The following is a 12,758-nucleotide window of genomic DNA, read 5'->3' on the forward strand; positions in this document are numbered from 1 at the left end:
AAATATAATATAAATTTTATAGTTAATTACCTAATAATAAGTCGTTTAGGGGGTGGTTAATATGGAATGGAAGATAAAAAAATTTGAGGATTTAAGTACTAAAGAGCTTTATAGTATACTAGCTTTAAGGAATAAAGTTTTTGTTATAGAACAAGAATGTATTTATCAAGATTGCGATTATAAAGATTTAGAGGCATATCATTTATTCTGTACTGATGATAATAGTACAGTGGCATATTTAAGAATACTTAAGAAAGGTGTTTCTTATGATGAAGTGTCTATTGGACGGGTAGTAGTAGATGAAAAATATAGGGGTAGAGATTTAGGTAGAAAAGCTATGAAAAAGGCTTTAGAATTTATTAATAATACTTATGGTGAAAGTCCAATTAGAATATCTGCACAAGTTTACATAAAAGATTTTTATAAAAGCTTAGGATTTATAGAAGTTTCTAATGCATATTTAGAAGATGATATACCTCACATAGAAATGCTAAGAAATATTAAATATAATAACTAAAGTAAAAGAAAATTTCTAATAAATGTAGCATTATTTATTAGAAATTTTCTTTTGTTTTTTCTATTCAGCTAATTGCTTTTCTTTTAAAATTACGTTAATTCTTTTAAAATAAGTAATTCCAAGGGGAATAGCAGCGGCAAACCAAGCAGCAGGATCAGCTAAAGCAATTCCAGTAAATCCTATTAAGCTTGGCAATGTAAATGCAACAACTGTTCTAGCTATCATTTCAGCAACTCCAGCCATCATAGGTACAAAGCTATCTCCAATTCCTTGAAGAGTATTTCTATATATAAAAATTAATCCTAAAGGTATATAAAATATGGAAACTGTATTTAAGTAATGCCTTGCGTATTCTATTACTTCTAAATCACTTCCATCAATAAATAACTTTGTAAAGGTACCACCAAATGTAACTACAACAATTGTGGATATTATACTTACAATAATACTAATAATGGTACATTTTTTAACTCCTTCTTTAATACGATCTATTCTTCCAGCACCAAGATTTTGTCCAGAATAAGTAGCCATAGCAACACCAAATGTAACGGCAGGTTGCATAACTAGTTGTTGAACTTTAGATGCAGCAGTGTATGAAGCTATTATTTTAGAACCAAAATTATTTAAAGCACCTTGGAGAATCATAGCACCAGCAGCTGTTATTGAAAATTGAAGTGCCATTGGAATACCAATTCTTAATTGGCTTTTAACATAGTTTTTTCTGATTTTCCAATGCCTACTTTGTAATCTCAATATAGGGAATTTTTTAATTATATATAATGCACATAATATAGCTGATATTGATTGAGAAATAATAGTGGCATAAGCAGCTCCAGCTACTCCCATTGAAAAATTAACAATAAACACAATATCTAAAATTATATTTAGGATTGAAGCTATAATTAAGAAGTATAGAGGCGTTTTACTATCACCTAAAGCTCTTAAAATACTTGCAAACATATTATAAAATATTATTGCTATATTACCAGCATAAATAACTATTATATATGCTAATGCTTCATCCATAATATCAGCAGGTGTATTCATAAGTTGAAGTAATGGTTTTGCAGAAGCAATACTGATAATAGTTACTACTATAGTCATGATGGCAGATAAAATTAAAGAACTAGCGTAAGCTTTCTTTACACCTTCTTCATCATTAGCACCAAATCTTTGTGAAACTAAAACTGCAAAACCACTAGTTAGTCCAATAACAAAACCATTAACTAAAAAAGCCATAGCACCAGTAGATCCGACTGCAGCCAATGCATTTACACCTAGATAGCGACCAACTATTATAGTGTCAGCCATGCTATAAAACTGTTGAAATATATTGCCTATAAGTAAAGGAATAGAAAATGTTAAAATAAGTTTTACAGGATTTCCTGTTGTCATATCTTTTGTCATAAATAATCCCCTCCATATACATATCTATAATAAACTAAATATGCCTTACTAATTTCATTAATTGTACAAACATTTACAATAATAGCATTATAAATAATTATTATCAACTTTATTTCAAATTTAGAAAATAAATGTGAATTTTTAATATAAATAAATATTATATAATTAGAAGAAAAGTAAAATAATGATTATATAAAAATATAAATTTTTATTTAAAATATATAAAAGTATAAAAGAATTTTTAAATTTAACAACTTTGTAACAACTTAAATAAACTATGTAAAAACTTCTATGTAATATATAATAAAATAGTACATGGAGGTTTTTTATTATGAAAAAAATAATATCATTAATGATAGGAGTACTTTCAATAAGTATGGTTAGTTGTAATAATACTAAAGTTTTAGAAGAAAATACAAAAGAGATTAAAAGTAACGATAAATATACAATAGCAGAAAGAAATATTGCTAATATTAATGAAGATATGCTGTTTATGCCGTTATTTTATGATTCAGAAGGAATATTTGGAACTTTAAATAATTTTAATAGTCATAATTTTGATGATTATAATATTCCATATTACTTAGATTATGATGGTACATTTAAAGAGGTTGATAAAGGAACCTTTACTGATGAAGAGATAGGTTTTATAAAAGATAAAGGAAGTAATGGAAGTAATGGAGTTTATTTTATGGAAGGAATTAGAGCAAGTGAAAGGAAGTTTTATTATATAGATTTAAAAAATAACATTAAAATAAATTTAGAAGGATATGAAAAAATATATAATAAAATAGAGCCGCAATTTAATATAGAATCCAATGGCGGATATACACTAGAGGGAAATGAAAATTATTATATACATTTATATCAAAATTGTAATAATGAAGGTCAACTAGAAGGATTACAAGAAATACTAATAGTAGATTTGAAAAATAATATATTTTATACAATGGAATCAACAGACACAAAATATTATTATTTCTATTATGATCAAAAAGAGAGATCAATTATGGCAATAGATAATTTGGGTAAGATTTATAAAGTTAGATTAGAAGAAGGAAAAGTAATATGCGAATTTTATAAAGATATAAACTTGAATGACCTAAGGTTATATAATAAGCATGGATACTTTAGCTGTTACATGGAAAATGATAATTTAATCCTTAATATAGATAATGATACAATGGAAAAGGATTACTCAGATAGATCAAATATTTTATATAATCTTACTTTAAGTGAGATTACTATAATGAATCCTGAAAAAATTTTATTAGGAAAAATTGAAGATACAGATTTCTTTTTAATTTCATATAATGACGATAAATATTTAGCAGAATTAAATGATATAGGAGAAATGGATTTAATATATAAATTAGACGATTCAGAAGGATACAAATATATGTCTCATATTGCTAATGAAGATGGAAGTAGTATATTTATAGTAAGAATTAAATACAATGAAGAAAATGTTGATAAGAGTGATACTCAAATAATAAAAGAAAATATAAAATACTCTATTATAGACATAAATAAGAATAAAAACTAAATATATATTTTGATAAAAAATTGTGGGGGAACTATGGGAAAGAAAAAAATATTAGTAGTTGAAGATGAATATTCAATAAATGATGCAGTAACATTTGCACTTAGAAAAGAAGGTTATGATGTAAGAAGTGTATTTAAAGGAAGAGATGCATTAGAAAAAGTTAGAGAGTTTGAGCCTAATTTAGTATTATTAGACTTAATGTTACCTGATATAGATGGTTTTGATGTTTGTAAGGAAATATCTAAAAGCACTTATGTAATAATGTTAACTGCAAGAGGAGAAATAATAGACAGGATACTTGGGTTGGAACTTGGTGCTGATGATTATATAGTAAAACCTTTTGAAATCAAAGAAGTACTGGTTAGAATAAAAGTTATATTTAGAAGAAATGAAAAAAGACTAGTAGAAAATAATTTCTTAGATGGAGATAAGAAAAATGAAATTATACAAATTAATACAAAAGAAAGAAGTGTAATAAAAGATGGGGAAGGAGTTATTCTTAGAAGAAAGGAGTTTGATTTATTAAATTTTCTATATGAAAATAAAGGAATTGTATTTTCAAGAAATGATTTATTAGATAAAGTATGGGGATATGATTATGAAGGTGATACGAGAACTGTAGATGTTCATATAAGAAGGCTAAGAGAAAAGCTTAATGAGGATAAAGATAATTCTATTATAGAAACAGTGTTTGGAATAGGATATATAATTAGGTGATGTTTTGAGTAAAACCTTAAGAGGTAAGCTTTTAATTGGGACAATAGTATCAGTGGTAACGATAAATACAATATTTACCATATTTATTTCATTATTTTTAGATAAGTCTTTTAAAAATGATATTATAGAAGAAATGAATAAGATTAAATTAACTTCTTTAAATATAATTAGACAAAATGAAATAATAGAAGAACCTATTTGGAAAGCATTATCACCAATTAATGAAATAACACAAGGATATGTTACTATATCTGATGATTATGGAAATATAAATCAATCAATAGGAAAAGTTATAAATAATGAAGAAATAATTGATATAGTTAAAGAAAGTAATAATATTAAATCAGTAATCAAATTTAAACATGAAAATAACTCTTATTTTGTAACTTATAATTATCCATTATATATTAATGATAGCTTTAGTGGTAATTTAATAATACAAAAAGATTATACAATTAAGTATAATGAAATGATAAAGACAATAGGAATTATCATTTTTGGTCAAGTAGTTGCTATCTTAACAATTATATATGTTATATCTTTTATAATTAAGAAGGTTACAAAACCACTTGGAGATTTAACCACTTCTATGAAGGAATTTAAATTAGGAAAAGATATTAAAGATATAGAGATAAATACACAAGATGAGATAGCAGATTTGACTAGAACTTATAATTCTATGAAAAATCAAATTAATAATCAAGAAAAAGCTCTAATAGAATTTTTTAATAATGCAACTCACGAATTAAAGACTCCAGTTACAGCTATTTCTTTATATTCTCAAATAATAAGAGACGAAGATATAAAAGAAATTGATGAGGAATTTTTAAAAAGAGCAAGTAATAGAATAGTTCTTGAATGTGAAAAGATGAAAAAGTTAGTAGAGAAGATTTTAGAAAGTTCAAGAGGTAAAATAAGTAAAGGTAAAAATAAGAGTGAATTTTCATTAACTAATATAATAAAAGAAATAATAGAGGATTTAGAATTAAGGTTAAAAAATAAAGATCTTTATATAAAAGAAGAGTTAGAAGAAATTATGATATATGGAGTTTTAGAAGACTTTGAACAAATTATTTTAAATCTTTTAGATAATAGCATAAAATACTCAGATTCTAATGAGATTTCAATTAAATTATATAAGGAAAATGAAAATATAGTATTAAAATTAAAGAATAATTGTTTAGAAATTCCTATTGATATAAAGGATAGGTTATTTGAACCATTTAAAAAATACAATTATTACGATGATATATCTAAAGAAGTGAGTAGTTCAGGTCTTGGTCTATATTTATGTAGTGAACTTGCTAAAGAAAATGAATGGAGTTTGAATTATGAATTTATAGATAATGATATTATATTCACCTTAATATTAAATATATAAAATTAAGCCTATGCAAAATTAAAAATTAATAAATGCATAGGTTTTTTATAATAAAGAGATATTGTTTTGTAAAAATATGTTAAACTATATTTATAAAATATGTGTTTGAAATGTATAGTTATCGAATAAATTTAACTACAAAAATAAGCTTAATTATTGTCATGTTATATGGATTTAAATTAAGTAAGCATAAGGTTTTTGAGAGGTGAAAATATGAAAGCAATTACCATATCAAAGGAAGATCTAAGAAAATTCCTAGTAGTATATCAAGGGCTATATACTACTAATACTTTTATTGGAGAAGAAGGGATTAAAGATTTTATAAAAAGAGTAGGATGTGTTCAATATGACCCATTAAATGTTGTAGGAAGAAATGCAGATCTTGTTATGCAATCGAGAATTGAAGATTATGATCCTATAATGCTAGAGGATTTGCTTTATAAGAAAAGGGAGTTAATAGATGGATGGGATAAAATGATGGCTATTTATTCTGCTGAAGATTGGCAGTATTTTAAGAGAGTAAGATCAGAAAGAAAAAAGGAAGTTGAAAATGTAATAAGACATAGAAATTCAATTGATGCAATAAACTATGTTGATTTAGTAAAAGAATACATAGGGGCTTAGTTTGTTTGATGATAGATACAAATAGTCTTGATAAGATTTATGATATATTTAAAAATAGAAATATAAATATTTCAAAGCCAGAGTTTTTAAAATTTAAATGGTTCTTTAATTTATTTACGAGAACAATGCCTTGGAGAAATAGTTATGTTAACTTTTTGGAGGGGATTCCACTCCAAATTGGTTTACAAGAGATGAAAGATGATAAATCACGTAAGTTTATGGAAGAATATATGGTTCCAAATAGTATAGATAATGAAATTTTAGGAATAGAGAAGATTATAGTAAAGGGCCCAATTACTACTAATGATATAGAATTAATAAAGAAAATTTTTAAAGAATATATAATAAGAGATTTTCCACTAACCATGACATTAGATAATAATCAAACCTTAATATTTAAAGAAGATAAAGAATATAGTGTTGATATATTTACTAAATGTGATAATGAAAAATTTAAAAATAAGAAAGTAGAAATTGAAAATATAACAATATACAACTAAAATAATTTAAATTAATAATTAAATGTTTAAAGTGTGTACTAAGAAGTACTTCTTAGTACCACTCATTATTTTTAAGATAAAGCAAATTGACTATTATATAAATTAGCATAGAATCCACCTTTATTTAATAGCTCATCATGAGTACCTTGTTCTATAACTTTTCCATTATTCATAACAAGAATCAAATCTGCTTCACGTATAGTTGAAAGTCTATGAGCTACAATAAAAGTTGTTCTACCTTCCATTAATTTATTAAAAGCTTTTTGAATATAAATTTCTGTACGTGTATCTATGCTACTAGTGGCTTCGTCTAAAATAAGCATTGGTGGCTTAGATAACATAACTCTAGCAATGCATAGTAACTGCTTTTGACCTTGGGATAAAGAATTATCGTCAGTAAGGATAGTATCATAGCCATTAGGTAAATTCATTATAAATTTATGAGCATGAGCATTTTTGGCAGCTGCTATTACTTCTTCAAAAGACGCACCAGGCTTTCCATAAGCTATATTTTCTCTAACTGTTCCAGAATATAACCATGTATCTTGAAGGACCATTCCGTATAAACCTCTTGTACTATTTCTAGTAATATCATCTATATTAATATTATCTATTTTAATTTCTCCAGAATTTATGTTGTAGAATCTCATAAGTAAATTAATTAGTGTAGTTTTTCCACAACCAGTTGGACCAACTATTGCTATTTTATCTCCAGGTTTAACTTTTAAATTGAAGTTTTCAATTAACTTTTTATCCTTACTGTATGAAAATGAAACATCATTTATATCTATATATCCTTCACAAGAATTTAGAATAGTTGAATCTTTAGGATCTGGAATTTCTTCTTTTTCATCTAAAATTTTAAAAACCCTACTTGCAGATGCAAAGGCAGCTTGAAGTTCTGTAATAACACCTGATATTTCATTAAATGGTTTAGTATATTGATTGGCATAACTTAAGAATGATGAAAGCTGACCTATTGTTATAGCACCATTAATAGCACTAACAGCACCAATTATTCCTACTGCTGCATAAACTATTCCATTAACAAATCTTGTACAAGGATTAGTTAATGCTGAATAAAACTGAGCCTTTTGTCCGTATTTATATAATCTTTTATTTATTTCTTCAAAAGTTTCTTGTGATCGTTCTTCAAATGAAAATGCTTTAACTACTTTTTGATTTCCTATCATTTCTTCAACATATCCACTTAGCTCACCACGGACTTGAGATTGCTTTCTAAACATAGAATGGCAATGTTTAGCTATAGTAGAAGCTGTAAATAAGGATAGTGGAGTAATTACAACTACTATAAGAGCGATTTTAATATTTATGGAGATCATAAATATTAGTGTTCCAATTATAGTTACTATTCCTGTAAAAAGTTGCGAAAATCCTTGTAAAAGACCATCAGATACAATTTCTATATCATTAATTACTCCATTTATAATAGATCCATGAGAAGTACTATCTATATATTTTAATGGTAAAGCATTGATTTTATTAAATACATCGATTCTTATATCCTTAATAGTTTTATAGCTCACAATATTAGTACATCTAGTCATAATAAGCTGGAAAATGGAAGAAAATATAACTGTTAATGAAAGGGGAATTAGTATTTTAAATAATCCATTAAAGCTAACATTACCTGGACCGATTATTAAATCTACTCCCTCACCGATAATAATTGGAGTTAAAAGTGTAAGAGTTATATTAATTATTGCACTAAAAAAAGCAAGAATTATATATTTATTATAAGATTTAGTATATCTTAAAATTCTTTTTACTAATGAAATATTCATAATATGAAGTCACCTCCTAATTTTTTAATTGAGAAGAATAAATTTCTTTATATACTTCGCAATTGTTAATTAGATAATCATGGTTGCCGATACCTGCTATTTCACCATTATCTAGAACTATTATTTTATCTGCATTTTTAATACTACTAGCTCTTTGAGATACCATTATCACTGTAGTATCTTTAACTTTTTCTTTTAAGGCTTTTCTTAGGTTTGCATCTGTAGCAAAATCTAAAGCACTTGAGCTATCATCTAATATTAAAATTTTAGGTTTTAAAACTAAAGCTCTTGCAATTGTAAGTCTTTGCCTTTGACCACCAGATAAATTTTTACCGCCTTGAAGTATATTTGTATCATATTTTTCAGGTAAAGCTTGGACAAAAGATGATGATTGAGAAATTTCTAATGAATCTTCAATGTCCTTAATAGTGGCATCTTTATTTCCCCATCTTAAATTTTCTATTAATTTACCTTTAAATAAAACAGCTTTTTGAGGAACTATACCTATTAAGTTTCTAAGAGTTTTTAATGAATAATCTTTAACATCTGTTCCATTTATAAGTACTTGCCCTTTTGTAGCATCATAAAACCTTGGGATCAAATTTACTAGAGTAGATTTTCCAGAACCGGTACCACCTATAATTCCAATAGTTTCGTTTTTATTAATAGTTAATGATATATTACTTAATGAATATTCATTAGAGTCAGCATATGAAAAGAAAACATCTTTAAATTCAATAATTGGAGCTGATGAAAACCTATAAGACTTAACAATACTGTTTTCTGTTATTGTAGATTTAATTTCTAAAATTTCATTTACCCTATTAGCTGATGTAGATGCTTTAGTAAGGGTAACTATTAATTGAGCAAAAACTATTAAGGCAAGAAGAATTTGAGTTATATAATTAACAAATGCTATTACTTCACCTTGAGTCAATGAACCTGAATTTACTCTGATTCCACCAAACCATAATATAGCAACTATAGATAAATTCATAATTATATATGTAATTGGATTAAGAAGAGCAGACATCTTTCCTACATTTATAGAGGTATTACTTAAATCATTGCTAGCATCATTAAATCTTAACTTTTGACTTTCTTCCTTAGAAAAAGCTTTAATAACTCTTGTACCATCAAGATTTTCTCTAGTTATTAAAGAAATATTATCAAGTTTATTTTGAATTATTTTGTATAAAGGAAGAGATTTACTCATTACAAAGTAAATCACAAGTGCAATAAGCGGAGTTGTGATTATAAAGATAATAGAAAGCTTTAAATCTAAAGCTATTGCCATTATAGTTGAGCCAATTATTATAAAGGGAGCTCTAGATCCCAATCTAATCATCATAGCTACACCGGTTTGTATTTGATTTATGTCATTGGTTAAACGAGTGATTAATGTTGGAGTACCTATTTTATCAATTTCAGCATGAGAAAAACTATTTATATGCTTAAATAGAGCACTTCTAATTGAAGTACCAACACCTTGAGAGGCTATAGAAGCATAATACTGGCAAATTAAAGCGAATCCAAGCCCACTAGCTCCGAGAAGAATAAGTACACCACCCATTTTAAGAATATAAACTATATCATTATTTCTTACGCCTACATCAATTATTTTAGCCATAACTATAGGAACAAATAATTCTAGAATTGCTTCTATTAATTTGAATATTGGACCAAGTATAGCTTCTTTTTTGTAATCTTTCATGAATTGTATTAGTTTTATCAATATTATCAGTCCTTTGTTATAATTTTAAACTTAAACATTATTATAACATTAAGTCCTAATAATGAAAGTATATTATAGTTTCTAAAAATGAGATAAACTAATAAAATATTAGGTATGTAAAATTATAGTTTAGTATTTAATTTTCTATAGTTTTATACATCTTAAGAAATTCTTTAGAATAATTTTCTTTAATGTTTATTTTCTTTAGGATAATTAGTGTATTAAATTATAAATACCAATGGTATAATTTAAAATAACATTATGTGGTAGCTAGAATACATGTGTCAATATCTTATAAAATAGTAGTATATTAAATAAGCATACAAATTTATATTGATATAAAATAATAAATACTTATGTTAAATATATGTTAAGGCTTTTGACTTTTTTGTATAGAATATGCTAGTATGGGAAACAATACAATATAATTTTCGATAGAGGTGTGAAAATGGATTTTTTAAAAAATTTTTTTAAAGGAGTGGCAATTAGTATATCGCAAATTGTTCCTGGAGTTAGTGGTGGAACTATTGCAATGATCCTTGGAATATATGATAAGCTACTTCATGCAGTAAATAATATTATTAAAGATTTTAAAAATCAATATAAGATATTGATGCAGGTAGGAATTGGGGCAGTTGTAGGAATATTCTTATTTAGTAATATAGTTAAAACATTATTTGATAATTTTCCTATTCCAGTTGGATATTTATTTATTGGTGTAATATTAGGTGGGGCACCGCTTATGTTTAGAAAAGCAACAGTTAAAGGATTTAAGAAAAGTAGTCTTTTATATTTAGTTGCTGGTATAATAATAGTTTTAATGATGGGTAGTCCAAATAATGATGCATCAGCAATAATTACTTCATTAAGTTTAGGGAGCTTCTTATGGCTTTTTATTGGTGGGGTAGTAGTAGCAGTAGCTCTTATTTTACCAGGTATAAGTGGTTCATTTATGCTATATGTTTTAGGTTTGTACAATACAGTTATAACAGCTGTAGTTCAAATGAATATACCAGTTTTAATACCAATAGCAATAGGCGGAATTGTCGGAACATTGGCAACAGCTAAAATAATAGAAATGTTATTACTAAAGTATCCAGAACAAACATATATATTAATATTTGGATTTATATTAGGTTCAGTATTTTCAGTATTCCCAGGCATTGATGGAGTAAGTAGTATAATAGGTGTAATTCTTGGAATTGGAGGATTTATATTTACATATTATATTAGTAGAAATGAATAATTAGGAAGTATTAAGATTGAGGTAAGTACCTCAATCTTTTGTTTTAGAAAAATTAAGAAATATTAAGATTATAAAATGGTAAATTATGTTTAATAAGTGCTGGGGTTTGTGTATAATTATTATAAAATGTATATTAAATTTTAATTTAAGAAAGAGAAGAAAGGAAAGTATAAATGGAGATAAATAAAAAAATATGGTCAATAATAGCCGTAATTTTTTCTGTAATGACATTAATATTAATTGGAATGTATTTTGGAGGATATATAAAGTTTGATTTTGTAATTATGACATTAGGATTAAGTCAATTATTTTCTGGAGTAAGCCAAATAGAATTATCAAATAGAACAAATTCGAATGCAGTAAGAAAACGAAATAAAAGTGTTGGGATATTTTCAATTATTATAGGGATTGTAATTTTCTTAATGGCTATATTTCAAATATTTTTTTAGACAAGTAAAGTAGGAAAATGACATTAGTAATTTAGATTAACTCAACTGAAAGAGAGAATTTATAGATTCATGATGTCTATAAAGTTAGAATGGAAGATTTGGAATGGATATAATAGATGATTACTTATTATGAATTAATAGATATATGAATTAATAGATATATGGATTAAAAGGTTCTATACAAGGATTCAGATTTCAATAATTAAAAAAAGTGAAGCTAGAGCTAAAATAATTTTATAATAATTATAAATAAACTTATATAAGCAATAAATAAAAAAATAAATATAAGGGGGAAAGGTTGTATGTCAAAGATAGCAGTTGTATATAAAAGTAAGTATGGGGCAACAAAAAAATATGCAGAATGGTTATCAGAAGATATTGGAGCAGATTTATATTTGCAAGACAACTGTAAAGTTGAAATTCTTAATAGTTATGACACTATTATTTACGGTGGAGGAATTTATGCTTCTGGAATAGCTGGATTATCTTTTATTAAAAAAAATTATAGTAAGTTAAAAGATAAAAATATAACAATCTTTGCAGTTGGAGCATCACCATATGATGAAAAAGCTTATAATCATCTAAAGGAACATAATTTATCTGGAGATTTAGAAAATATTAAACTTTTTTATTTAAGGGGAATGTTTGATTTGAAGAATATGACATTTAAGGATAAATTACTAATTGGGATGTTAAAGGGAGTTTTAAGTAAAAAGGATTCATCTCAATTTGAGCCTTGGGAAAAGGCGCTTGTAGAGTCAATGGATAATGTATCAGATTGGACGAGCAGAGATAATTTAAAGGAAATTAGAAAGTTCTTAGGGGTATAGT

General features: G+C 25.8%; 12 protein-coding genes. 9 read left to right on the forward strand and 3 right to left on the reverse strand.

The features are described 5' to 3' along the window. The first annotated feature begins 61 nt into the window (after nt 1-61). Complete coding sequence (locus I2A75_RS03180) at nt 62-517, forward strand: GNAT family N-acetyltransferase (RefSeq protein ID WP_195263028.1); 456 nt, start codon at nt 62-64, stop codon at nt 515-517. A 60-nt stretch (nt 518-577) separates the two neighbouring features. Here I2A75_RS03180 and I2A75_RS03185 read toward each other — a convergent pair whose 3' ends face one another. Next, complete coding sequence (locus tag I2A75_RS03185; protein WP_195263029.1) at nt 578-1,924, reverse strand: MATE family efflux transporter; 1,347 nt, start codon at nt 1,922-1,924, stop codon at nt 578-580. Nucleotides 1,925-2,255: 331 nt separating this feature from the next. Between I2A75_RS03185 and I2A75_RS03190 the strand changes: the two genes are divergently transcribed. The 5 genes from I2A75_RS03190 to I2A75_RS03210 all read left to right on the forward strand — a co-directional run bounded on the left by I2A75_RS03190 (nt 2,256) and on the right by I2A75_RS03210 (nt 6,692). Then, complete coding sequence (locus tag I2A75_RS03190; protein WP_195263030.1) at nt 2,256-3,470, forward strand: hypothetical protein; 1,215 nt, start codon at nt 2,256-2,258, stop codon at nt 3,468-3,470. Between the two features lie 33 nt (nt 3,471-3,503). After that, a complete protein-coding gene (locus tag I2A75_RS03195; RefSeq protein ID WP_195263031.1) occupies nt 3,504-4,187 on the forward strand; it encodes a response regulator transcription factor in 684 nt (227 codons plus the stop codon). Nucleotides 4,188-4,191: 4 nt separating this feature from the next. Further along, nucleotides 4,192-5,568: a HAMP domain-containing sensor histidine kinase gene (locus I2A75_RS03200; RefSeq protein ID WP_195263032.1), complete on the forward strand. Its 1,377-nt coding sequence runs from the start codon at nt 4,192-4,194 to the stop codon at nt 5,566-5,568. A 213-nt stretch (nt 5,569-5,781) separates the two neighbouring features. Beyond that, nucleotides 5,782-6,192 carry a crosslink repair DNA glycosylase YcaQ family protein gene (locus tag I2A75_RS03205; RefSeq protein ID WP_243241980.1) on the forward strand — a complete coding sequence of 137 codons (411 nt, stop codon included), beginning with the start codon at nt 5,782-5,784 and terminating at the stop codon, nt 6,190-6,192. Nucleotides 6,193-6,197: 5 nt separating this feature from the next. Continuing rightward, the gene (locus I2A75_RS03210) at nt 6,198-6,692 is read left to right on the forward strand and encodes a hypothetical protein (protein WP_195263033.1); all 495 of its coding nucleotides are present in this window, start codon (nt 6,198-6,200) and stop codon (nt 6,690-6,692) included. A 71-nt stretch (nt 6,693-6,763) separates the two neighbouring features. Here the strand turns inward: I2A75_RS03210 and I2A75_RS03215 are convergent, their stop codons facing one another. Both I2A75_RS03215 and I2A75_RS03220 read right to left on the reverse strand, forming a co-directional pair. Then, the gene (locus I2A75_RS03215; RefSeq protein WP_195263034.1) at nt 6,764-8,497 is read right to left on the reverse strand and encodes an ABC transporter ATP-binding protein; all 1,734 of its coding nucleotides are present in this window, start codon (nt 8,495-8,497) and stop codon (nt 6,764-6,766) included. 16 nt (nt 8,498-8,513) lie between these two features. Then, nucleotides 8,514-10,232 (reverse strand): ABC transporter ATP-binding protein, encoded by a 1,719-nt coding sequence (locus tag I2A75_RS03220; RefSeq protein WP_195263035.1) that lies wholly within the window; start codon nt 10,230-10,232, stop codon nt 8,514-8,516. 448 nt (nt 10,233-10,680) lie between these two features. On the opposite strand from I2A75_RS03220, the gene I2A75_RS03225 reads away from it, so the two are divergent. The 3 genes from I2A75_RS03225 to I2A75_RS03235 all read left to right on the forward strand — a co-directional run bounded on the left by I2A75_RS03225 (nt 10,681) and on the right by I2A75_RS03235 (nt 12,757). After that, nucleotides 10,681-11,478 carry a DUF368 domain-containing protein gene (locus I2A75_RS03225; RefSeq protein WP_195263036.1) on the forward strand — a complete coding sequence of 266 codons (798 nt, stop codon included), beginning with the start codon at nt 10,681-10,683 and terminating at the stop codon, nt 11,476-11,478. A gap of 173 nt (nt 11,479-11,651) precedes the next feature. Beyond that, complete coding sequence (locus I2A75_RS03230) at nt 11,652-11,927, forward strand: hypothetical protein (RefSeq protein WP_195263037.1); 276 nt, start codon at nt 11,652-11,654, stop codon at nt 11,925-11,927. A gap of 302 nt (nt 11,928-12,229) precedes the next feature. Then, on the forward strand, nt 12,230-12,757 hold the full coding sequence (locus tag I2A75_RS03235; protein WP_195263038.1) for a flavodoxin domain-containing protein: 528 nt from the start codon (nt 12,230-12,232) through the stop codon (nt 12,755-12,757). Nucleotide 12,758 lies beyond the last annotated feature (1 nt).

Source organism: Clostridium sp. 1001275B_160808_H3 (assembly GCF_015550425.1).
Lineage (GTDB): Bacteria > Bacillota > Clostridia > Clostridiales > Clostridiaceae > Clostridium.